Below are 22,808 nucleotides of genomic sequence, written 5' to 3'. Positions count from 1 at the left end.
TATTTTTGATACGGATGTTAAGCAAATTCTATCTATTCTAACTTATAAATAGGGAATAAAGTCAATTTAAATGCATCAATTGATGATAACTATTCTTCAAACGGATAAATATTATACCAATGGCTACTTCGCAAGCACCTCTTATTAAACAAGAATTGTAATAGGCCATATGGTCTTATATACTGTGGTAGGCATTCTAAAAGGTGAATGCCTTTCGTCTGGAGTGAATGCTGTTTTTTCATACTGTGACTCGTCATCGCAGTGTGGCAAATTTCGCTTTGATGGTTCCATCATTCACTTGGTGGGTTATAACAACAATAGTTGGACTCCTTAGAGTCAATGGGCAAGTAACAGTGAAAAAGCAAAGACCTGTAAATCTAGATTTATCTACTATCTCGATGCCAGCAACTGCTAAAGCTTCAATTCTTCACCGTATTTCAGGTGTAGCGTTGTTCTTCGCTTTATCTTTTGTAATTTGGGCATGGTCTGAATCACTTTCTTCTCCTCAAGGTTTTGAATTCGTCAAGAGCCTGTTTACCGGGTTCATTGCCAAATTCATTGCATGGGGTGCGGTAATCGCGCTTCTGTATCATTTAGTAGCGGGTGTTCGTCACTTACTAATGGATATGGGTCGTTTTGAAGAATTAGATTCAGGTAACGCAAGTGCTAAATTCGTAATTGCACTTTGGGTTGTATTAGCCGTGTTAGCAGGAGTATGGATATGGTAGTTAATCAAGCATCTCTAAAACGCGACGGTGTACAAGATTTTGTATCATTACGTGCAACAGCACTTGTATTAGCGTCATATGCTCTGTTTATCTTAGGGTATTTCCTTTCTACTCCAACAGTAACGTTTGAAGCGTGGCAGGGTTTATTTTCAAACTTAGCAGTAAAAGTGTATACATTAACTGCACTAGTTTGCATGATGATTCATACCCGTATTGGTTTGTGGCAAGTTTTAACTGACTATATTAAATGTTCAAAACTGCGTGCAATCCTAGGCTTTTTCCTAAACCTAATGGCGTTCTCATACGTAGTTATTGGTTTCTTTGTTCTTTGGAGTGTGTAAGTGGCTATTTCAACAAGAGAATTTGACGCTGTAGTAATTGGTGCCGGTGGTGCGGGTATGCGTGCTGCACTGGCTATCAGTGAATCAGGTAAAACTTGTGCCCTTATTTCAAAAGTATTCCCAACCCGTTCACATACGGTGTCTGCACAAGGTGGTATTACTGTTGCTTTAGGTAATTCCCATGAAGATAACTGGGAATGGCACATGTACGACACGGTAAAAGGTTCTGATTACATCGGTGACCAAGACGCGATTGAATACATGACCAAAACGGGTCCTGAAGCAATTACAGAATTAGAAAACATGGGTTTACCATTTTCACGTTTTGAAAATGGCCGTGTTTATCAACGTCCTTTCGGTGGTCAATCGAAAAACTTTGGTGGTGAACAAGCTGCACGTACTGCAGCTGCCGCTGACCGTACTGGTCACGCGCTTCTTCACTGTTTATACCAACAAAATGTTAAAAACAAAACAAATGTGTTCTCAGAGTGGTACGCATTAGACCTTGTTAAAAACGACAAAGGTGACGTTGTTGGTTGTACTGCTATCGATATCGAAAGCGGCGAAGTTGTTTACTTCAAATCTAAAGCGGTTGTTCTAGCAACCGGTGGTGCAGGTCGTATCTTCGCATCAACAACAAACGCGCACATTAACACGGGTGACGGTGTTGGTATGGCAACACGTGCTGGCATTTCAATGCAAGACATGGAAATGTGGCAGTTCCACCCAACGGGTATTGCAGGTGCAGGTACACTTGTAACTGAAGGTTGTCGTGGTGAAGGTGGTTACCTTCTAAATAAAGACGGCGAACGTTTCATGGAACGTTACGCACCAAACGCTAAAGACTTAGCAGGTCGTGATGTTGTTGCTCGTGCAATGATGACAGAAATCCGTGAAGGCCGTGGTTGTGAAGGCCCATGGGGTACGCACATCAAACTTAAGTTAGACCACTTAGGTGCTGAGATGCTAAACCTACGTCTTCCAGGTGTTTGTGATCTTTCTAAGACATTCGCACACGTTGACCCTGCAAAAGAGCCAATTCCAGTAATCCCAACATGTCACTACATGATGGGTGGTGTACCAACTAACGTTAATGGTCAAGTTATTAACGTAGATGGTGCAGGCAATGAGAAATTAGTTGAAGGTTTATTCGCAGTAGGTGAAATTGCATGTGTATCTGTACACGGTGCAAACCGCTTAGGCGGTAACTCACTACTTGACCTTGTTGTATTTGGTCGTGCAGCGGGTAACTTCCTTGGTCAATACCTAAAAGATGCTGAAATTTCGAAAGACGCATCTGAATCTGATCTAGAAGCAGCGATGGCTCGTTTCAATCGTTGGGAAACTTCTAAACCAGGCCAAGGTGAAGATCCAGTACAGATCAAGAAAGACCTACAAAAATGCATGCAGCTTAACTTCTCGGTATTCCGTGAAGGTGATGCAATGGCAACAGGTCTTACAGAGCTTAAAGAAATTCGTGAACGCTTACAGCACGCACGTCTTGACGACAAATCATCTGAGTTCAACACGCAACGTATTGAGTGTTTAGAGCTAGATAACTTAATGGAAACTGCGTACTCAACAGCTGTTGCTGCGAATTTCCGTACAGAAAGCCGTGGTGCACATTCGCGCTTCGATTTCCCAGAGCGTGACGATGAAAACTGGTTATGTCACTCAGTTTATAGCCCAGTGACGGAAGAAATGTCTAAGCGTGAGGTGAACTTCTCACCTAAAACACGTGAAGCCTTCCCACCTAAAGCACGTACTTACTAGGAGCGAAGTCAATGGCACAATTACAATTTTCTGTCTATCGTTATAATCCAGATGTAGACAACGCACCGCGTATGCAAGACTATACCCTTGAGGTAGAAGAAGGTCGCGATATGATGGTATTGGATGCACTTTTACAATTGAAAGAGCAAGATCCAACACTTTCTTTCCGTCGTTCATGCCGTGAAGGTGTATGTGGTTCTGACGGTGTAAACATGAATGGTAAAAACGGTTTAGCGTGTATTACTCCATTATCTGCACTAGGTAAGGGTAAAATCGTTATTCGTCCATTACCAGGCTTACCAGTTGTTCGTGATTTAGTAATTGATATGTCTCAATTCTATTCACAATACGAGAAAGTTAAGCCATTCTTAATCAACGATAAGCCAACAGGCGGTGAAGAGCGTCTTCAGTCAATTGAAGAACGTGACAAGCTTGATGGTTTATATGAGTGTATCTTATGTGCATGTTGTTCAACTTCATGCCCATCATTCTGGTGGAACCCTGACAAGTTCATTGGTCCTGCTGGTTTGCTACACGCTTACCGTTTCTTAGCTGATAGCCGCGATACGGCGACAGAAGAACGTTTAGCAGATTTAGACGATGCATTCAGCGTATTCCGTTGTCACGGTATTATGAACTGTGTCAACGTGTGTCCTAAGGGCCTTAATCCAACTAAGGCAATTGGTCACATTAAGTCTATGTTACTAAACCGTTCGGTATAAAACGGCAGTAACACAAATCACCGCGGCGATAACATTGTTATCGCCGTTTAACTAAAACTTAGTATTCTGCGCTAGTAAAAAGGGCTTATAAATGCACGAAGGTGTAATGAAGGCATGGCTAGAGTCTTCTCACTTTAACGGTGGTAATGTCGCATACGTAGAAGAACTGTATGAAGCGTATTTAGATGACGCGAGTTCAGTTTCTGACGAATGGCGTGAAGTGTTTGATGCACTACCGAAAGTAGAAGGTGTAGATGTCGATGTAAAACATTCCGACATAAGAGCACAATTTGCCGAGCTTGCGAAAAACAAGCATAAAGAAGTAGTCGTTGCAGCAGGTGGCGCATCTGATGCAAAACAGGTTAGGGTTCTGCAATTAATTAATGCATACCGTTTCCGTGGTCACCAAAATGCAAACCTTGACCCATTAGGTTTGTGGCAGCGTGAAAAAGTACGTGATTTAACACTTGAACACCACGATTTAACGGATTCTGACCTAGATAAAGAATTCAACGTAGGGTCATTTGCTTCAGGCAGTGACACTATGAAACTAAAAGACTTATATGCAGCACTTAAGAAAACCTACTGTGGTTCGATTGGCGCTGAATATATGCATATCACGTCTACAGAAGAAAAGCGTTGGTTACAACAGCGTTTAGAATCTAACTTTGCCCAGCCTCAATTTAGCAACGAAACTAAGTTACGCATCTTAAAAGGCCTTACGGCCGCTGATGGTCTTGAAAAATACCTAGGCGCTAAATTCCCAGGTGCAAAACGTTTCTCACTAGAAGGTGGTGATGCGCTAGTACCTATGCTTAAAGAACTTATTCACAGAGCAGGGGAAAGTGGTCAGGAAGAAGCCGTTATTGGTATGGCGCACCGTGGTCGTTTAAACGTTTTAGTTAACGTACTTGGTAAAAACCCACAGGTTCTGTTCGATGAATTCGCTGGTAAATATGGCGAATTAGCAGGTTCTGGTGACGTTAAATACCACATGGGTTACTCATCTGATTTCGCAACTACGGGCGGCAACGTGCACATGGCACTTGCGTTTAACCCGTCGCATTTAGAAATCGTTAATCCGGTGGTAATGGGTTCAGTACGTGCACGTTTAGACCGTTTAGGCTGTACGAATGGCTCAAAAGCACTACCTATCACTATTCACGGTGACTCGGCAATTGCTGGTCAAGGTGTGGTTCAAGAAACATTCAACCTATCACAAACACGTGCATTCAGTGTTGGCGGTTCGATTCGTATCGTTGTAAACAACCAAGTTGGTTTTACAACGTCTAAGCGAGAAGACGTTCGCTCAACTGAGTACTGTACTGATATCGCGAAAATGGTGCAGGCACCTATTTTCCACGTAAATTCAGACGACCCAGAAGCAGTTGCTTTTGTAACGCAACTTGCGCTTGATTTCCGTAACAAGTTTAAGCGTGACGTAGTAATTGACTTAGTTTGTTACCGTCGTCATGGTCACAACGAAGCGGACGAGCCAAACGCGACACAGCCGTTAATGTATCAGAAAATCAAAAAGCACCCTGTACCTCGTCAGATTTACGCTGATACACTGGTATCTCAAGGCGTATTAAGTGCAGATGAAGCAAAAGCGCTTGCTGATAACTATCGTAACGGTTTAGACAACGGTGTGTGTGTTGTTGATGAAATTCAACCAGATACAAAACACTCATCAGATTGGTCTAAGTTTGTGGGTCACGATTGGGACGTTGCATACGATCCAGCGCTGCCGCTTGATAAGCTGAAAGCATTGGGTGAATCAGTTGCTAATTACCCTGAAAACCACAAAGCACAGTCTCGCGTTAAGAAAATTTACGATGATCGTAAAGCGATGGCAGCCGGCGAAAAACCTCTTGATTGGGGTATGGCTGAGACACTTGCTTACGCATCATTAGTCGACGAAGGTACTGATATTCGTATTACCGGTCAGGATTCTGGTCGTGGTACGTTCTTCCACCGTCATGCAGTGGTGCACAACCAAGCAGATGCATCTACCTACTTGCCGCTTCAAAATATTCGCCCGGAACAAGGTGCGTTTGAAGTGTACGATTCAGTATTATCTGAAGAAGCGGTACTTGCGTTTGAATACGGTTATGCAACAGCAGAACCGACATCACTTGTATGTTGGGAAGCGCAGTTTGGTGACTTTGCCAACGGCGCGCAGGTTGTTTTTGACCAATTCTTAAGTTCTGGTGAGCAAAAATGGGGCCGTTTATGTGGCTTAACTATATTGCTTCCTCATGGTTATGAAGGCCAAGGTCCAGAGCATAGTTCTGCACGTTTAGAGCGCTTCTTACAGCTTTGTGCTGACCATAATATGCAAGTATGTGTGCCGTCAACGCCAGCTCAAGTTTACGCAATGATCCGTCGTCAATCAGTTCGTCCTCTGCGTCGTCCATTGATTGTTATGACACCTAAATCATTACTACGTCATCCTCTTGCAGTTTCAAGCTTGGAAGAGCTTTCAACAGGTATTTTCCACAATATGATTGATGAAATCGATGATATTGATGCTAGGAAAGTTGAGCGCGTTGTGTTCTGTAGCGGTAAAGTTTATTACGAGCTACTGCAACAGCGTCGTGAGCAAGAACTTAACAATGTTGCTATCGTACGTGTTGAACAATTGTACCCATTCCCTCATGCGGAAATGGAAACAATTATGCAACGTTACCAACATGTTAAAGATTTCGTATGGTGTCAAGAAGAGCCGCAAAACCAAGGTGCTTGGTACTGCTCGCAACACCATTTCTGGGAAGCAATTCCACAAGGTGCTAACTTAAGCTATGCAGGTCGTAAGGCATCAGCTTCGCCAGCATGTGGTTATATGTCAACCCATACTAAAGAACAAACTGCGTTGATCGCCGACGCTCTTACAATTAAAAAATAAGGAATAAGAGATGACAACCGAAATTAAGGTTCCTGTTCTTCCTGAATCTGTTGCAGATGCAACAGTTGCAACTTGGCACGTGAACGTTGGTGATACAGTTAGCCGCGATCAAAACCTTGTTGATATTGAAACAGATAAAGTAGTTTTAGAAGTAGTTGCACCGGAAGATGGTGTGATTACAGAAATTTCTCAAACGGAAGGTGCAACGGTACTTGGTGAACAAGTGATTGCACTATTAGGTGCGGCAGATGCAGCAGCTGCGCCAGCAGAAACAACAGCAGCGCCAGCAGCGGCGCCAGCAGCAGAAGGTAAAGAAGTGGATATTAAAGTTCCTGTACTTCCAGAATCAGTAGCAGACGCTACGATTGCAACATGGCATGTTCAACCAGGTGAAGCGGTTAGCCGTGACCAAAACCTAGTAGACATCGAAACTGATAAAGTTGTTCTTGAAGTTGTAGCGCCAGAAGATGGTGTAATGGGTGATCACATTCACGCAGAAGGCGACACAGTACTTGGCGAACAAGTAATTGGTAAACTAGTTGCAGGTGCAGCACCTGCGGCGGCAGCGCCAGCAGCAACAGCTGAAGCGCCAGCAGCATCTGACGAAAACTCAGACGTGTTAACGCCTTCTGTTCGTCGTCTAATTGCAGAAAAAGGTCTTGATGCTTCACAAATCAAAGGTTCTGGCAAAGGCGGTCGTATCACAAAAGAAGACGTAGACGCATTCTTAAAAGCACCTGCAGCTAAGCCTGCTTCAGCTCCTGCGGCGGCAGCGCCTGCAGTTGCACTTGGTGAGCGTACGCAAAAACGTGTTCCTATGACACGTCTTCGTAAGACAATTGCTAACCGTCTTCTAGAAGCTAAGAATTCAACAGCAATGCTTACAACGTTTAACGAAGTAAACATGAAACCAATCATGGATCTTCGTAAGCAATACAAAGATGTATTTGAAGAGCGCCACGGCATCCGTTTAGGTTTTATGTCTTTTTACGTGAAAGCAGTTACTGAAGCGCTTAAGCGTTTCCCTGAAGTAAACGCGTCTATCGACGGTGATGACATTGTTTATCACAACTACTTCGATATCAGCATTGCTGTTTCTACGCCTCGCGGTCTAGTAACACCGGTACTTCGTGACTGTGACAAGCTATCTGTTGCTGAGATTGAAAAAGGTATTCGTGAACTAGCACTTAAAGGTCGTGATGGTAAGTTAACTGTTGATGACATGACAGGTGGTAACTTCACTATTACAAATGGTGGTGTATTTGGTTCGTTACTATCAACGCCAATTATCAACCTACCGCAATCATCAATTCTTGGTATGCACAAAATCCAAGACCGTCCGATGGCTGTAAATGGTAAAGTTGAAATCTTACCTATGATGTACTTAGCGTTATCATATGATCACCGTCAAATCGATGGTAAAGAATCTGTAGGTTTCTTAGTAACTATTAAGGAACTACTAGAAGATCCAACACGTTTATTACTAGACGTTTAATAGATTTGGATTAAAAAATAAGCTGTGGAGAGATTCGCAGCTTTTTTTTTGCGCCTTTGGTCGTACTGGGGTTTTCTTAGAAGGTTGGTGCGACTATACTAGGTGCGCAATTTGGGATGGTTGAACAAAAGTTCAACCCTTTACGTAATACAATTGGAAAAGCATCATGAATTTGCATGAGTATCAGGCAAAGCAATTATTTGCCGACTATGGTTTACCAGTTTCTGAGGGTTACGCATGTGACACTCCACAGGAAGCTGCAGAAGCTGCTGATAAAATTGGCGGTGACAAGTGGGTTGTTAAATGTCAGGTTCACGCAGGTGGACGTGGTAAAGCAGGCGGTGTAAAGCTTGCAGACAGCAAAGAAGAAATTAAAGAATTTGCACAAAACTGGTTAGGTAAGAACCTAGTTACTTACCAAACTGACGAAAATGGTCAGCCAGTAGCTAAAATCCTTGTTGAAAGCTGCACAGATATCGCTAACGAATTATACCTTGGCGCTGTAGTAGACCGTGCTTCTCGTAAAGTTGTTTTCATGGCATCTACTGAAGGTGGTGTTGAAATCGAACAAGTTGCAGAAGAAACACCAGAACTAATTCACAAAGCAGAAATCGATCCGCTAGTAGGCCCTCAGGCTTACCAAGCACGTGAACTAGGCTTCAAATTAGGTCTTAACCCAACGCAGATGAAGCAGTTCGTTAAGATCTTCATGGGTCTTGCTAACATGTTCAACGACCACGATTTCGCACTATTAGAAATCAACCCGCTTGTAATCACTGATGAAGGTAATCTTCACTGCCTAGACGGCAAAATCGGTGTAGACGGTAACGCTTTATACCGTCAGCCTAAGATCCGTGAAATGCACGATCCATCACAAGAAGACGAGCGTGAAGCGCACGCAGCTCAGTGGGAACTGAACTACGTAGCACTAGACGGTAACGTAGGTTGTATGGTTAACGGTGCAGGCCTTGCAATGGGTACAATGGACATCGTAAACCTGCACGGCGGCAAGCCAGCTAACTTCCTAGATGTTGGTGGCGGCGCGACTAAAGAGCGTGTTGCTGAAGCATTCAAGATCATCTTATCTGATGACAATGTTAAAGCAGTTCTAGTAAACATCTTCGGTGGTATCGTACGTTGTGACATGATCGCAGAAGGTATCATTGGTGCTGTTAAAGAAGTAGGTGTAAACGTGCCTGTAGTTGTACGTTTAGAAGGTACTAACGCTGACAAAGGTCGTGAAGTACTAGCTAGCTCTGACCTAGACATCATTGCTGCTGAGTCACTAACTGACGCTGCTGAGAAAGTTGTTGCTGCTGCGGAGGGCAAATAATGTCTGTATTAATTAATAAAGATACTAAAGTAATCTGTCAAGGTTTCACTGGCGGCCAAGGTACTTTCCACTCAGAGCAAGCGCTTGAGTACGGTACGCAAATGGTTGGTGGTGTTTCTCCAGGTAAAGGTGGTCAAACTCACCTAGGTCTTCCTGTATTTAACACAGTACGTGACGCAGTAGAAGCTACAGGTGCAACTGCATCAGTAATCTACGTACCAGCACCTTTCTGTAAAGATGCAATCCTTGAAGCAATCGATGCAGGCATCGAGCTTATCGTTTGTATCACTGAAGGTATTCCAACGCTAGACATGGTTGACGTTAAAGTTAAGCTTGACGAAACTGGTACGCGTATGATCGGCCCTAACTGCCCAGGTGTTATCACTCCGGGTGAGACTAAGATTGGTATCATGCCTGGTCATATCCACAAGCCAGGCAAAGTAGGTATCGTATCACGTTCTGGTACACTTACTTACGAAGCTGTTAAGCAAACAACTGATGCTGGTTTCGGTCAATCTACGTGTGTTGGTATCGGTGGTGACCCAATCCCAGGTACTAACTTCATCGACGTTCTTGAAATGTTCGAAAAAGATCCACAAACTGAAGCGATTGTTATGATCGGTGAGATCGGTGGTACAGCTGAAGAAGAAGCTGCTGAATACATTAAAGCTAATGTAACTAAGCCTGTAGTTTCTTACATCGCTGGTGTGACTGCTCCTCCAGGTAAGCGTATGGGTCACGCTGGTGCGATTATCGCTGGCGGTAAAGGTACAGCTGACGAGAAATTCGCAGCGCTAGAAGCAGCAGGCGTTAAGACTGTTCGTTCACTAGCTGATATCGGTAAAGCACTAGCTGAAAAAACTGGCTGGTAATCTACCTAGCAATTGAAAAAGGCTGCAGATGCAGCCTTTTTTATTGGACAATTTTCTTAGTTATTTTAAAAAGTGACTAATTGATACTCTTCGACACCGTGTTTTTGCATTATTTTTTTATAAGATCCTGACTTAAAGGCATTTCCAATCGCTTTATTCACAATGGAGAGGATTCCAGCTCTTTCTGGGTTTGTTTTGCCTACCGCAATATGCGCCGTATAAGTTTCAATTTTCTCTTCGTTAAACACGATTCGTTTATTTAAAGTGTGTAATTCATTATGTAATAAGTAGTCGCCATAACTACGTGACATGACAAATCCTTGTAATTTTTGATTACTCAATAACAGCAAGCCTTCTTGTGCTGTAGTTACTTTAATTTGTTTATTTTGGTCGAGAAAAGTTAGTTGACTATAATTACTTAGCAGTCGCACTGAACCAAAGGGAGCAAGTGGATCAGAGCGATGATTTTGAAACACGCCAAACTGATCTTGGCCAATAGCAATGCTTAATGAGGCCCAACTTTCTCTACCTTTGAAATTAGCTGCCAAAAATAAGCCGTCGCTTTTCCCTTTTTTTACTGATTCTTTGGCTCTTGCCCAAGGGTAAATATTGGTTTTAACTGTATAACCTATATTAGTAAGTTCAACATTTAATATTTCCCAAGAAGCTGCGTAAAAAGGGTAATCTATTATCATTTTCTGGTGGTCATGACCAACTGCAAAGGTAATTGAGTTTGCAGCTTTGACTGAACAGCTCACAATACACAACAATACAAATAATATTTTCACAAACTAAACAACTTTTATGATATCTATTTCTTAATGTAGCGTTATTTTTTTAACCTTGCAAAGTGATTGGAGCTAGTCGCTGAGCCTTTTATTTGTAATAATTAGGCCGTTAATTTATTTAATGAATATAGGAAAATTTCGCAATGGCGGAAGCAGAAAATCGAGCAACAAACTTTATCACTAATTTAATTGATAAAGATTTAGCATCAGGAAAACATGCAGCAACACATACACGTTTTCCACCAGAGCCGAATGGTTTTTTACATATTGGTCACGCCAAGTCAATCTGCCTTAATTTTGGTATTGCACAAGACTACAAAGGCCTATGTAACTTACGTTTTGATGATACAAACCCAGAAAAAGAAGACATCGATTACGTAAACTCAATTCAACAAGATGTTAAATGGCTTGGTTTTAACTGGGATGGCGATATTTGCTATTCGTCAAACTACTTTGATAAGTTATACGGCTACGCGGTAGAGCTCATTGAAAAAGGCTTAGCGTACGTATGTTTTTTATCACCCGATGAAGCACGCGAATACCGTGGGACTTTAACAGAACCAGGTAAAAACAGCCCTTACCGTGATACAAGTGTTGAAGAAAACTTAGCGCTTTTCGAAAAAATGAAAAACGGTGAGTTTAAAGAAGGCGAATGTGTTTTACGTGCAAAAATTGATATGGCGAGCTCATTTATGGTGCTACGCGATCCAATTATTTATCGTATTCGTTTTGCACATCACCACCAAACAGGTGACAAGTGGTGCATCTACCCAATGTACGATTTCACACACTGTATTTCAGATGCGTTAGAGGGTATTACTCACTCGCTTTGTACGCTTGAGTTCCAAGATAACCGCCGTCTATACGATTGGGTGTTAGATAATATTTCACTTGAATGTCATCCGCAACAAATTGAGTTTTCTCGCTTAAATCTTGAATACACACTAATGAGTAAGCGTAAGTTAAATGCATTAGTTGAAGAAAAGCACGTAGAAGGTTGGGATGACCCGCGTATGCCAACAATTGCGGGTTTAAAGCGCCGTGGTTATACGCCTGCTTCGGTACGTGAATTCTGTAAGCGTATTGGTGTTACAAAACAAGATAATATGGTAGAAATGGGCATGCTGGAAGCGTGTATCCGTGATGACCTAAACGAAAATGCACCGCGTGCAATGGCAGTCCTTGATCCAATTAAAGTAGTAATTGAAAATTTCCCAGAAGATAAAGTAGAAGAATTGACTGTTCAAAATCATCCAAATATCGAAGAAATGGGCACGCGTATCGTACCTTTCACGCGTGTAGTATTTATTGAGCGTGAAGATTTTCGTCTTGAGGCAAACAAAAAATATAAGCGTTTAGTGCTTGGTAAAGAAGTACGTTTACGTGGTGCTTATGTAATTAAAGCCGAACGTGTCGACCAAGACGAAGCGGGTAACATTACTACTATTTACTGTACTTACGATGATGAAACACTAGGTAAAAACCCAAGCGACGGTCGTAAAGTAAAAGGCGTTATTCACTGGGTAAGTGCAAGCCAAGGTGTTACAGCAGAAGTACGTTTATACGATCGTTTATTTACTGTACCTAACCCGGCAGCAGAAGAGGACTTTGCAACAGTATTGAACCCAGAGTCTTTAGTACGTTTAACCTCTGCGGTTGTTGAGCCAGCACTTGCCAATGCAGAAGCAGAAGTAGGTTACCAGTTTGAACGTACAGGTTATTTCTGTCGAGATAGTAAAGCAGAAGGCTTAGTATTTAACCGTACTGTTGGTTTACGTGACTCTTGGGCTAAAGTAGAGAATAAAGCGTAACGTTTAAAAAGGGGTAGTTTTTCTATCCCTTTTAAAATGTAAATACAAAAAAAGCGCCTATTGGCGCTTTTTTAATTTTGAATTATAAATTAGCTGTTATCTTCAGCAAATTTTTTACAGGCTTCTTTGTCTTCGCACTCACCGTAAAGGTATAAAGAATGGTTTGTTAGTTTAATACCATTATCATTGGCAATTTCTTCTTGGCGAGTTTCGATAACATCGTCTTCGAACTCAACCACTTTGCCACACTTTAAGCAAACTAAGTGGTCATGGTGAGTGCTACCAGCTAGTTCAAATACTGATTTACCGCCTTCAAAATGGTGACGTGTAACAATACCAGCATCATCAAATTGGTTTAATACACGATATACAGTAGCAAGACCAATTTCTTCGCCTTTATCTAATAAGATTTTATATACATCTTCAGCGCTGATATGTTGATTATCTGGTGATTGTAAAATCTCTAAGATTTTAATCCTAGGCAGAGTAACTTTTAAACCTGCCTTTTTAAGTTCTAAATTGTGATCAGTCATCAACTTGGTCTCGTTTTTATCTAGTTTTGTCTTGTAATGCACGACGTTACATTAAGGCTATACTAGATATAGCTTAATGTAAACGCAGGTGTAATTTTAATCTTCTAATTCAGCCAAGCACATTTCATCATATACTTGCGCACACCAATCCTTGATACGCTTTTCTGTTAGTTCAGGTTGACGATCTTCATCAATGCCTAAGCCTACAAAGTGGTTATCATCTACCAGAGCTTTTGATGCTTCAAACTCATAGCCTTCTGTAGACCAATGACCTACAACGATGGCACCTCTCTCAGTGACGATATCATTGATCATGCCCATAGCGTCAAGGAAGTACTCGGCGTAATCTTCTTGGTCACCGCAACCAAAAATCGCAACTAACTTACCATCGAAGTTAATCTCTTCAAGTTCTGGGAAGAAATCATCCCAATCACATTGGGCTTCACCATAATACCAAGTTGGAATACCGAATAGGATTAAATCAAATTCAGCAATATCCTCTTTAGAGCTTTTGGCGATGTCATGAACATCAACCATTTTTTTACCGAGCTCTTTTTGAATTAGCTTGGCGACGTGCTCTGTATTACCTGTATCACTACCAAAAAAAATGCCTACGCTTGCCATAGTTTGTTACCTTTTTGTCGCTAATTTCTCTTGCAATATAATTTCTATCAATGCGCTTCGACTCATGTTTTGTTCTTCAGCCATATCATTTAATGCTTGATATAACTCAGATGAAACTTTGAATTCGACACGCTTTAAACCACGTGCTTTATCACGCTTAAGCTGATTACGCTTATTAATTTTAAGCTGTAATTCACGTGGTAGGGGATTTGTTTTAGGTCGACCTGGACGTTTATCGTATTCGAATAAATCGAGGGTCGTTCTATCTGATTCCGCTTTGGCCATTATCCAACTCCAGCACCTTGCCAAAACACTTGAATAAGACCTTTTGCTATAAATCCAGAACAGCCTAAAAAAAGTACAAGCCAAACTACGTAACGACCAAACTTAGGCACATCACCTTTTTTTAAAACGTCTTGTATTGCCATACCAATGAAAAAGAATATTCCGGCTAAGCCGAAATAGAGTCCAAGGATATCAATACCATCTAATAATTTATCTAACATTATTATTCTGAATCTGTGCGAAAACGGCCGCAACTATAGCATAGTAAGCCGTTAAATACATTATCAAAGATCAAAAATAGTACCCCTGTTTTTAGTAGGTTTTTTATCGCCAACGAGGTCAATTACTTGCTGTAAATTGGGCGATGGCTAAATTAACTTGAGTAGGCTTTTCTGCATGAAGCCAATGACCTGCTCCAGCAATAATTTTAGCTTTTGCATTGGGGAATAGGGCGGCTATTTCTTGACGATGGCTTTCTTGAATATAATCCGAATTTGCACCCTTAATAAACAGCGTAGGCTTTTTGAATGTTTGGCCCTCTGGTTTAGATAATATCTCATCATAAGCAGCGATAATATGCTCAACATTAAAGCGCCAACTAAATCCAGCGTCTGTTTTAGCTAAGCTTTTAAGTAAAAACTGTCTCACCCCTGGTTCAACAATGTGCTCAGCGAGTTGCTTATCAGCCTCAGTTCGGTTGTTGATAGAATCTAGTTTTACATTATTTAAGCCATTAATCACATTTTGGTGTCTCGGTGTGTACATCGTTGGTGCAATGTCTAATACAACTAATTTTTCAATTCGCTCACCATGACTTAAAGCCATTTGCATTGCAACTTTACCGCCCATTGAATGACCTACTAATATCGCGCGTTCAATGCCTAAAGAGTCTAAAAGGTGAAAGACATCATCTGCCATAACACCATAATTCATGTGTGCATCATGAAATGATTGGCCATGATTTCTTAAATCTACATTAAATACTAGGTGTTTTTCACTCAGTGGTTTCGCAATAATGTTTAAATTTTCTTTCGAGCCAAAGAGTCCATGGATTACGATAACAGGTAGGTTTTCTGATTCTTCGCCAATTTGTGAGTAATTTAATAGCATAAGTATTTAGAAATCGATAAAAAACAGAATTGTGCCGAGGGAAACTTGAAAAAGCAAACATAGAGAAATCATTTTAAACTCGTTATACTAAGCGAGATTTTGCTAAATTCGTCTTACAATTAGGATAACCATGAAAAAAATCGAAATCGACGACGAGTTATATCAGTATATAGCAAGCAATACACAGAGTATTGGTGAGAGCGCTTCTCAAATTTTGCGTAGATTATTAAAGCTAGATACAGATACCCCTAACCTTAATGTTACTGATACTGAACAAAAAGAAAAGCAATCAGCACCAGAAGAAAAAAAGGAACACAAGTGTGACAATGTGTTCAATATTCTTAATAAAGAAGAGCTTGCAATGCAAAAAGGCGTAGTAGGTCGCTTTTTGTTTATCCTTTCAGCTCTGCATCGTACTCATAAGGGTATTTTCAATAAGGTGCTTGATATTAAGGGTCGTGATCGTATTTATTTTGCCACAAATAAAGAAGACTTAATCGCTTCAGGTAGCAGCACTAACCCTAAAAATATTATGGATAGCGGTTATTGGGTAATGACAAATTCAAATACCACACGCAAAAAAATGATGGTTCACGAAGTTGCCATATCTCTAGGCTACAGTGAAGACGAAGCAGAAAAATTACGCGATTACTTATAATTTAAAGGTGGATCATGGCAAACCATGAAAGAGCAGGGCAGCGCGCCTTACAGTCTGACTTAGTGAACATCCCTAAATTAGTATCAGCCTACTATTTATACGAGCCTGATATTGACGAAAACCCAGAACAACGAGTTGCTTTTGGTACTTCCGGTCACCGAGGTTGTTCCTTAAAAACTAAGTTTAATGAATCTCATATTCTTGCGATTACACAAGCAATTTGTGATTACCGCAAGCAAAACAATATCTTTGGCCCGTTGTTTTTAGGCAAAGATACGCACGCACTTTCAGAAGCCGCATTTAACTCGGCGATTGAAGTGTTAGTTGCTAATGAAGTTCAGGTTGTTACGCAAGAAAATGATGATTACACGCCAACCCCAGTAATTAGCCATGCGATTGTAACGCATAACAAAACGCATAGTGCTGAACTTGCTGATGGCATTGTGATCACCCCTTCTCATAATCCCCCTGAAGATGGTGGTTTTAAGTATAACCCACCTAATGGCGGTCCTGCGGATACTGACATTACAAAGTGGATTGAAGATAGAGCAAACCAACTACTTATTGAAGATCTTGTTGAAGTTGAGCTATTTCCATTTGTAAAAGCAAAACGTTCTGGCTTTATTCAATACCAAGATTTAGTTACCCCTTACGTTGATGACCTCGCTAATATCATTGATATGGCTGCCATCAAAAAAGCAGGCATTAAAATTGGTGTAGATCCCCTTGGTGGTTCAGGAATTAATTTCTGGCCTGTTATTGCTGAAAAATATGGTTTAGATATCACTGTTGTAAATGAAAAAATAGATCCACAATTCTCATTTATGACATTAGACAAAGATGGCAAAATCCGTATGGATTGTTCATCGCCTTATGCAATGGCCAGTTTGATTGCGCTAAAAGATAAATTTGATATTGCTGTAGGCAATGACCCTGATTATGACCGCCATGGTATTGTCACTCCTGATGGGCTTATGAATCCGAACCATTATCTAGCAGTTGCCATAGATTATTTAATTTCTCATCGCCCAGATTGGCCAATTGATGCAAAGGTGGGTAAAACACTTGTATCAAGTGGCATGATTGACAAAGTGGTTGCTAAACATGGTCGTGAGGTATTTGAAGTACCCGTAGGCTTTAAATGGTTTGTTGATGGTTTATTAGAATCAAGTCTGTTGTTTGGTGGTGAGGAGAGTGCAGGTGCTTCATTCTTACGTCGTGATGGCAGTGTGTGGGAAACAGACAAAGATGGCTTTATTCTCGCACTGTTAGCAGCTGAAATTTTAGCTGTGACAGGCAAAACACCAAGTCAGCATTACAACGCATTAACTCAAGAGTTTGGTGCGCCAATCTACAAACGATTAGATGCGCCCGCAAATGCTCAGCAAAAAGCAAAATTATCAAAGCTTTCCGCTGACGATGTTACAGCCGATACATTAGCAGGGGATGCAATATTAGCAAAGCTGACCCACGCGCCTGGTAATGGTGCCGCAATTGGTGGTTTAAAAGTAACTACCAAAAATGGCTGGTTTGCCGCACGTCCTTCTGGTACCGAAGATATTTACAAGATTTACCTTGAGTCATTTGTATCAGAGACGCATTTAAGTGAATTAGAAACTGAGGCAATTGCTTTAGTTAATTCAGTTATTTCTTAAAATTTTAAATGTTTATAAAAGGCGGTTTACCGCCTTTTTTATTATGTAAAGATGAGTAATATGACAACGAATAATCTCTCACAAACAGGCGATTTTTTATCAGTAACACGTGCCAATGAATGGCACTTAGAACCCTTTAGCTTTTCACTGGATAACGGTACACAGGTTGATGTACTCGATACAGGTGTTATTCAATTTACGCCTAAAAACTGTGGTAGCAAAGATATTGTTCTTTCTTCAGCTGTCCACGGTAATGAGACTGCGCCTATTGAAATTTGTGATGAACTTATTAAGGGTATTATTAAAGGTGAATTATCGCTTTCACATCGCGTGTTATTTATTTTTGGTAACCCAGCATCAATTAATATTGAAAAGCGTTTTGTTGAAGAAAACTTAAACCGTTTATTCTGTGGTGCCCATAAAAAAGGTGAACAAAATAACGAAAAAATACGTGCTGCCAAGTTGGAGGCGTATGTTAGCCAATTCTTTAACGCGTTCAGTGATAAAAATAGAAAACGTATCCATTATGACTTACACACTGCAATTCGAGATTCTAAAAACGAAAAATTCGCGGTTTACCCATTTTTAAATGGTAAGCCCTGGAAGAAAGAAGAGTTAAGCTTTTTATTAAGCTGTGGCGTTAATACCATTATGATGATGAAGTCATCAGCTACGACGTTTAGTTATTTCTCTAGCAGTATGTTTGATGCGGACGCATTTACCATTGAACTTGGTAAAGTTAGGCCATTTGGTGAAAACGATATGTCGCGCTTTGAAAAAGCAAAAATGACCTTAACTCAACTTATCACGCACGATACAGTAAATTATCCTGAATTTAACTTTGCTGACTTTGAACTATTCGAAGTGTATCGCACGATAAATCGCACCCAGCAAGACTTTAGTTTTCCATTTAGTGATAGTGCCGCTAATTTTACAGGTTTTGCGAAAGGTGAACTGTTGGCAACTGATGGTGATACAGACTACTTTGCTGAAGTTGATGGCGAAGCAATTATTTTCCCCAACGCAAAAGTTGCGCTAGGTCAGCGCGCACTGCTTACCGTTATCCCACTGCAAAACAAAACTGATTTTGTATAAATATCTTGCCACACCTTTTCGGATATTCAGCTAAAATTAGTTGAATATCCGTTTACGTTAACGTAAAGTCGAGCTAACTTTAATTTAATATTAGTCCAATTTATGGGTGATATGTACTAATCATACCAGTCACTTGCATAAATTAGCTGTTAAAATCGATAGGCTAGTGTGTTTGATGCATCAATTGTCATTAACCTAGCGTTTATGTGTATCTCAACACATTGCTAATTATGTTGCTTAATTGGATATTTACGCATTTTTAAAGCGCTACATCATTAGAGGTAAGCTATGACGAACCCGCAAAATGTGTCTTTAAATGCTTCAAAGGAACTCGAATTTATCGATCCTTCAGCATTAGACATACCTACTGTTAGTTTATTAGATGAAAATGGTCATCTTGTTAAAGGCGCAGTTGAGCCAAACATTGACAAAGAAACCGCATTAAGAATTTATAAAACAATGCGCTTTATTCGTGCTCTTGATGAACGAATGCAAGCTGCACAACGTCAAGGACGTGTTTCTTTTTACATGCAATGTTTAGGTGAAGAAGGTGCTGTAACTGCAAGTGCCGCTGCATTAAAAGATGATGACATGATTATGGCGCAATATCGTGAGCAAGCAGCTTTACGTTATCGTGGTTTCAGTCTTGAACAATTTATGAACCAAATGTTCTCTAACGAGAAAGATTTAGGTAAAGGTCGTCAAATGCCAATTCATTATGGTTCAAAAGAATTGCATTATATGACTATCTCATCACCGCTTGGTACGCAAATTCCTCAAGCAACAGGTTATGCGTATTCGCAAAAAATTCCTCATATAGATGAAGACAGCGGCGAATTAAGCTCTGAAATTAATAATATAACAATTTGCTATTTTGGTGAGGGCGCAGCGTCTGAAGGTGATTTTCATGCCGGCCTTAATATGGCAGCTGTTTTAAAAGCACCCGTTATCTTTTTCGCCCGCAACAATGGTTACGCTATCTCGACTCCTGCTGATGAGCAGTTCGCTGGTGATGGTATTGCCAGCCGTGGTGTAGGATATGGAATTAAAACAATCCGTGTTGACGGTGCTGACGCGTTAGCTGTCTATGCAGCAACACAAAAAGCGCGACAATTTAGTGTTGAAACAGGTGAACCTGTTTTGATTGAATCAATTGCTTATCGCTTAGGTGCACACTCTACATCAGATGATCCGACAGGCTATCGTTCAAAAGAAGAAGAAAATACGAACACCAAGTGTCCAATCTTGCGCTTTAAAGGCTATTTATTGAGTAAAGGTTGGCTCGATGAAGCCGAGGACAATGCTGATGATGAAACATTGCGTGAAGAAATTTTAGAAGCAGTAAAAGTAGCAGAAAAAATTGCTAAACCACCGATTGAAGAATTAGTAACAGATGTGTATGACACACCAATTCCATTACTTGAAAAACAACTTGAAGAATTAAAAGCGCACGTTAAAGCGCATCCAGATGCTTATCCGACAACTTCAGGGAGAATCAAATAATGGCACAAATGAATATGTTACAAGCGATTAATTCAGCGCTTGATATTTCGATGTCAGAACACCCATTAGCGTGTATTTTCGGTGAAGATGTCGGTTATTTTGGTGGTGTTTTCCGTGCCACTAGTGGTCTGCAGGAAAAATATGGCAAACACCGTGTATTTAATACGCCACTTACAGAACAGGGAATATTGGGTTTTGCTAACGGCTTAGCGGCTGCTGGTGCGCCGGCAATTGCTGAAATTCAATTCGCTGATTATATTTTTCCAGCATTTGATCAAATCGTAAATGAATCAGCTAAATTCCGTTACCGTAGTGGTAATGAGTTTAATGTAGGTAAACTGACTATTCGTACCCCTTACGGTGGTGGTATAGCAGGTGGCTTATACCATTCACAATCACCAGAAGCTTATTTTGCGCATACCCCAGGTTTAAAACTTGTTGTACCGCGTAATGCATATCAAGCAAAAGGTTTACTGCGTGCTTGTATCAAAGATGATAACCCAGTTATTTTCTTTGAACCAAAGCGACTTTACCGTGCATCAGTAGGTGATGTACCTGAAGATGATTTCATCATTCCAATTGGTAAAGCGGAAGTCGTTTCTGAAGGTTCAGATATTACGCTTCTTGCATGGGGTGCACAGATGGAAATCATCGAAAAAGCAGCAGAAATGGCTAAACAAGATGGCATCAGTTGTGAAGTGATTGATTTACGTAGCATTCAACCTTGGGATGTTGAAACAGTGGCAAAATCAGTGACTAAAACAGGACGCTTAATTATCAGTCACGAAGCACCAATTACTTGTGGTTTTGGTGCTGAGATCGCTGCGACTATCCAACAAGAATGTTTCTTACATTTAGAGTCACCAATTAGTCGTGTGTGTGGTCTTGATACACCGTACCCACTTGCACTTGAGAAAGAATATATTCCTGATGCATTAAAAGTGTTATCAGCTATCAAGCATTCGGTGCATTTTTAAGGAGTGGTTATGAGTCAAGATTTTATTTTACCAGACATTGGTGAAGGCATTGTTGAATGTGAAGTTGTAGAATGGCTTATTAGTGAAGGCGACACTGTTACAGAAGATCAGCCTATTTGTGATGTAATGACAGATAAAGCATTGGTACAAATTCCTGCTGTGCATAACGGTGTGATCACTAAGCTGTATTATCAAAAAGGCGAAATAGCGAAAGTGCATGAGCCACTTTTTGCGATGGATGTAGCAGGTGCAATCGAGAATAATTCACCTGCACAGTCGACATCAGAGGCAAATCATGAGCAGTCAGAAAATATAGAGATGGCTGCAGGTACAGCACTTGAAGACTTTATATTACCTGATATTGGTGAAGGTATTGTTGAGTGTGAGATTGTTGACTGGCTTGTTGCAGAAGGCGATGAGATTAAAGAAGATCAGGCTGTTTGTGATGTAATGACAGATAAAGCCCTGGTCCAGATCCCGGCAAAGCATACAGGTACTGTTACTAAGCTTTATCACCAAAAGGGTGAAATAGCTAAGGTGCATGCACCTCTTTTCCAAATGCAAGTTGCCAGTGCTCAAGTTATCGACATACAAAAGAAAGTTGTAGACGCGCAGCAAAATGCACCTGCTAAACAAGTACCAGAAGCGTTACCGGCTGTTGCAAATGCCGGCAAAGCAGTTGCGAGCCCAGCTGTTCGCCGTTTGGCAAGGGAACACAATCTTGATATCTCTCAAGTCTCAGGCTCAGGTAAAAATGGTCGAGTATATAAAGAAGATATTCAGCGCTTCTTAAATGGTGAAAATAGCAATCAAGTATCAACGCCTGCATTGTCGCAGTCTCAGCCTGTTGAAACTTCTAGCAATACGCGTGTAGAGCCAATCCGTGGTATGCAAGCGGCAATGGCGAAGCAAATGATGGACTCGGTTTCTACTATTCCACATTTCACATTGAGTGATGAAATTGATTTAACCGATTTAATCAATCTTCGTAAGGACCTGAAAGAGCAATATGCAAAGCAGGGTGTTAAGCTCACTATGATGCCGTTTTTCATAAAAGCATTATCACTGGCACTCAAAGAATTCCCAGTGATCAACTCACAAGTTAATGCTGATTGTACTGAACTTACTTATTTTGATGATCACAACATTGGTATGGCGGTTGATTCAAAATTAGGTCTTTTAGTGCCAAATATTAAATCTTGTCAAACTAAGAATATGGTTGAGATTGCGAACGAAGTGTCTCGCTTGACCGACCAAGCTCGAGAAGGACGTGTAAGTCCGCAAGACCTTAAAGGTGGTACTATTTCTATTTCTAATATTGGTGCAATTGGCGGTACTACAGCTACCCCAATCATCAATAAACCAGAAGTAGCAATTGTTGCACTTGGCAAACTTCAGCATCTGCCGCGTTTTAATGCCAATGGGGAGGTTGAGTCACGAGCAATTATGCAAATATCGTGGTCAGGTGATCACCGTATTATTGATGGTGCGACTATGGCGCGTTTCAATAATTTATGGAAACATTACCTAGAAACTCCAAGTGCGATGTTAATGGCAATGAGTTAAATGTTAAAAGGGGTCAAAAGACCCCTTTTTTATA

21 protein-coding genes are annotated in these 22,808 nt (G+C 40.8%); 15 read left to right on the top strand and 6 right to left on the bottom strand.

Going from position 1 to position 22,808, the window contains the following annotated elements; all coding sequences use genetic code 11:
* Window positions 1–353: 353 nt before the first annotated feature.
* The 8 genes from sdhC (at window position 354) to sucD (ending at window position 10,169) form a co-directional block, all read left to right on the top strand.
* Window positions 354–728, top strand: coding sequence for a succinate dehydrogenase, cytochrome b556 subunit (gene sdhC / locus OM33_RS10965; RefSeq protein WP_199922446.1), 375 nt, complete (start codon window positions 354–356; stop codon window positions 726–728).
* A complete protein-coding gene (gene sdhD, locus OM33_RS10960; protein ID WP_038643276.1) occupies window positions 722–1,069 on the top strand; it encodes a succinate dehydrogenase, hydrophobic membrane anchor protein in 348 nt (115 codons plus the stop codon). Before sdhC ends, sdhD begins: the two co-directional genes overlap by 7 nt.
* Entirely contained in the window at window positions 1,070–2,842 is a 1,773-nt protein-coding gene (gene sdhA, locus OM33_RS10955) for a succinate dehydrogenase flavoprotein subunit (protein WP_010560043.1), read from the top strand. It begins immediately after the preceding gene.
* A gap of 11 nt (window positions 2,843–2,853) precedes the next feature.
* Entirely contained in the window at window positions 2,854–3,564 is a 711-nt protein-coding gene (locus OM33_RS10950; protein ID WP_010560044.1) for a succinate dehydrogenase iron-sulfur subunit, read from the top strand.
* A 91-nt stretch (window positions 3,565–3,655) separates the two neighbouring features.
* Window positions 3,656–6,469: a 2-oxoglutarate dehydrogenase E1 component gene (locus OM33_RS10945; protein ID WP_038641667.1), complete on the top strand. Its 2,814-nt coding sequence runs from the start codon at window positions 3,656–3,658 to the stop codon at window positions 6,467–6,469.
* A gap of 10 nt (window positions 6,470–6,479) precedes the next feature.
* Window positions 6,480–7,964: a 2-oxoglutarate dehydrogenase complex dihydrolipoyllysine-residue succinyltransferase gene (gene odhB / locus OM33_RS10940; protein WP_038641666.1), complete on the top strand. Its 1,485-nt coding sequence runs from the start codon at window positions 6,480–6,482 to the stop codon at window positions 7,962–7,964.
* A 166-nt stretch (window positions 7,965–8,130) separates the two neighbouring features.
* Window positions 8,131–9,297 (top strand): ADP-forming succinate--CoA ligase subunit beta, encoded by a 1,167-nt coding sequence (gene sucC / locus OM33_RS10935; RefSeq protein WP_038641664.1) that lies wholly within the window; start codon window positions 8,131–8,133, stop codon window positions 9,295–9,297.
* The gene (gene sucD, locus OM33_RS10930) at window positions 9,297–10,169 is read left to right on the top strand and encodes a succinate--CoA ligase subunit alpha (protein ID WP_038641662.1); all 873 of its coding nucleotides are present in this window, start codon (window positions 9,297–9,299) and stop codon (window positions 10,167–10,169) included. Before sucC ends, sucD begins: the two co-directional genes overlap by 1 nt.
* Before the next feature lie 65 nt (window positions 10,170–10,234).
* Here the strand turns inward: sucD and OM33_RS10925 are convergent, their stop codons facing one another.
* Window positions 10,235–10,957 (bottom strand): substrate-binding periplasmic protein, encoded by a 723-nt coding sequence (locus OM33_RS10925; RefSeq protein ID WP_038641660.1) that lies wholly within the window; start codon window positions 10,955–10,957, stop codon window positions 10,235–10,237.
* A 143-nt stretch (window positions 10,958–11,100) separates the two neighbouring features.
* Between OM33_RS10925 and glnS the strand changes: the two genes are divergently transcribed.
* Window positions 11,101–12,768 carry a glutamine--tRNA ligase gene (gene glnS / locus OM33_RS10920; RefSeq protein WP_038641658.1) on the top strand — a complete coding sequence of 556 codons (1,668 nt, stop codon included), beginning with the start codon at window positions 11,101–11,103 and terminating at the stop codon, window positions 12,766–12,768.
* Window positions 12,769–12,857: 89 nt separating this feature from the next.
* On the opposite strand, the gene fur is transcribed toward glnS, so the two are convergent.
* The 5 genes from fur to OM33_RS10895 form a co-directional block, all read right to left on the bottom strand.
* Window positions 12,858–13,301: a ferric iron uptake transcriptional regulator gene (gene fur, locus OM33_RS10915; RefSeq protein WP_038641656.1), complete on the bottom strand. Its 444-nt coding sequence runs from the start codon at window positions 13,299–13,301 to the stop codon at window positions 12,858–12,860.
* A 96-nt stretch (window positions 13,302–13,397) separates the two neighbouring features.
* Window positions 13,398–13,925 (bottom strand): flavodoxin FldA, encoded by a 528-nt coding sequence (gene fldA / locus OM33_RS10910; RefSeq protein WP_038641654.1) that lies wholly within the window; start codon window positions 13,923–13,925, stop codon window positions 13,398–13,400.
* A gap of 6 nt (window positions 13,926–13,931) precedes the next feature.
* Window positions 13,932–14,210: a LexA regulated protein gene (ybfE, locus tag OM33_RS10905; protein WP_038641652.1), complete on the bottom strand. Its 279-nt coding sequence runs from the start codon at window positions 14,208–14,210 to the stop codon at window positions 13,932–13,934.
* Window positions 14,210–14,431 carry a DUF2788 domain-containing protein gene (locus OM33_RS10900; RefSeq protein WP_038641650.1) on the bottom strand — a complete coding sequence of 74 codons (222 nt, stop codon included), beginning with the start codon at window positions 14,429–14,431 and terminating at the stop codon, window positions 14,210–14,212. Before OM33_RS10900 ends, ybfE begins: the two co-directional genes overlap by 1 nt.
* Window positions 14,432–14,549: 118 nt before the next feature.
* Complete coding sequence (locus OM33_RS10895) at window positions 14,550–15,320, bottom strand: alpha/beta fold hydrolase (RefSeq protein WP_038641648.1); 771 nt, start codon at window positions 15,318–15,320, stop codon at window positions 14,550–14,552.
* Window positions 15,321–15,450: 130 nt separating this feature from the next.
* Between OM33_RS10895 and seqA the strand changes: the two genes are divergently transcribed.
* The 6 genes from seqA (at window position 15,451) to OM33_RS10865 (ending at window position 22,774) form a co-directional block, all read left to right on the top strand.
* Window positions 15,451–15,978: a replication initiation negative regulator SeqA gene (seqA, locus tag OM33_RS10890; protein ID WP_038641646.1), complete on the top strand. Its 528-nt coding sequence runs from the start codon at window positions 15,451–15,453 to the stop codon at window positions 15,976–15,978.
* Between the two features lie 14 nt (window positions 15,979–15,992).
* A complete protein-coding gene (pgm, locus tag OM33_RS10885) occupies window positions 15,993–17,633 on the top strand; it encodes a phosphoglucomutase (alpha-D-glucose-1,6-bisphosphate-dependent) (protein ID WP_038641644.1) in 1,641 nt (546 codons plus the stop codon).
* 60 nt (window positions 17,634–17,693) lie between these two features.
* Complete coding sequence (gene astE, locus OM33_RS10880; protein WP_038643274.1) at window positions 17,694–18,728, top strand: succinylglutamate desuccinylase; 1,035 nt, start codon at window positions 17,694–17,696, stop codon at window positions 18,726–18,728.
* Window positions 18,729–19,016: 288 nt separating this feature from the next.
* Window positions 19,017–20,231, top strand: coding sequence for a thiamine pyrophosphate-dependent dehydrogenase E1 component subunit alpha (locus tag OM33_RS10875; protein WP_038641641.1), 1,215 nt, complete (start codon window positions 19,017–19,019; stop codon window positions 20,229–20,231).
* Window positions 20,231–21,208: a transketolase C-terminal domain-containing protein gene (locus OM33_RS10870; RefSeq protein WP_038641639.1), complete on the top strand. Its 978-nt coding sequence runs from the start codon at window positions 20,231–20,233 to the stop codon at window positions 21,206–21,208. Before OM33_RS10875 ends, OM33_RS10870 begins: the two co-directional genes overlap by 1 nt.
* Before the next feature lie 9 nt (window positions 21,209–21,217).
* Window positions 21,218–22,774, top strand: a complete 1,557-nt coding sequence (locus tag OM33_RS10865; protein WP_038641637.1) for a dihydrolipoyllysine-residue acetyltransferase — start codon at window positions 21,218–21,220, stop codon at window positions 22,772–22,774.
* Window positions 22,775–22,808 lie beyond the last annotated feature (34 nt).

The organism is Pseudoalteromonas piratica (assembly GCF_000788395.1).
Classification (GTDB): Bacteria; Pseudomonadota; Gammaproteobacteria; order Enterobacterales; family Alteromonadaceae; genus Pseudoalteromonas; species Pseudoalteromonas piratica.
This window is presented reverse-complemented; position numbering and strand designations above follow the sequence as displayed.

Coding starts and splice junctions, on each gene's coding strand:
- sdhD (WP_038643276.1), top strand. CDS start 722: ATGGTAGTTAATCAAGCATCTCTAAAACGCGACGGTGTACAAGATTTT.
- OM33_RS10950 (WP_010560044.1), top strand. CDS start 2,854: ATGGCACAATTACAATTTTCTGTCTATCGTTATAATCCAGATGTAGAC.
- OM33_RS10945 (WP_038641667.1), top strand. CDS start 3,656: ATGCACGAAGGTGTAATGAAGGCATGGCTAGAGTCTTCTCACTTTAAC.
- odhB (WP_038641666.1), top strand. CDS start 6,480: ATGACAACCGAAATTAAGGTTCCTGTTCTTCCTGAATCTGTTGCAGAT.
- sucC (WP_038641664.1), top strand. CDS start 8,131: ATGAATTTGCATGAGTATCAGGCAAAGCAATTATTTGCCGACTATGGT.
- sucD (WP_038641662.1), top strand. CDS start 9,297: ATGTCTGTATTAATTAATAAAGATACTAAAGTAATCTGTCAAGGTTTC.
- glnS (WP_038641658.1), top strand. CDS start 11,101: ATGGCGGAAGCAGAAAATCGAGCAACAAACTTTATCACTAATTTAATT.
- fur (WP_038641656.1), bottom strand. CDS start 13,301: ATGACTGATCACAATTTAGAACTTAAAAAGGCAGGTTTAAAAGTTACT.
- fldA (WP_038641654.1), bottom strand. CDS start 13,925: ATGGCAAGCGTAGGCATTTTTTTTGGTAGTGATACAGGTAATACAGAG.
- ybfE (WP_038641652.1), bottom strand. CDS start 14,210: ATGGCCAAAGCGGAATCAGATAGAACGACCCTCGATTTATTCGAATAC.
- OM33_RS10900 (WP_038641650.1), bottom strand. CDS start 14,431: ATGTTAGATAAATTATTAGATGGTATTGATATCCTTGGACTCTATTTC.
- OM33_RS10895 (WP_038641648.1), bottom strand. CDS start 15,320: ATGCTATTAAATTACTCACAAATTGGCGAAGAATCAGAAAACCTACCT.
- seqA (WP_038641646.1), top strand. CDS start 15,451: ATGAAAAAAATCGAAATCGACGACGAGTTATATCAGTATATAGCAAGC.
- pgm (WP_038641644.1), top strand. CDS start 15,993: ATGGCAAACCATGAAAGAGCAGGGCAGCGCGCCTTACAGTCTGACTTA.
- astE (WP_038643274.1), top strand. CDS start 17,694: ATGACAACGAATAATCTCTCACAAACAGGCGATTTTTTATCAGTAACA.
- OM33_RS10875 (WP_038641641.1), top strand. CDS start 19,017: ATGACGAACCCGCAAAATGTGTCTTTAAATGCTTCAAAGGAACTCGAA.
- OM33_RS10870 (WP_038641639.1), top strand. CDS start 20,231: ATGGCACAAATGAATATGTTACAAGCGATTAATTCAGCGCTTGATATT.
- OM33_RS10865 (WP_038641637.1), top strand. CDS start 21,218: ATGAGTCAAGATTTTATTTTACCAGACATTGGTGAAGGCATTGTTGAA.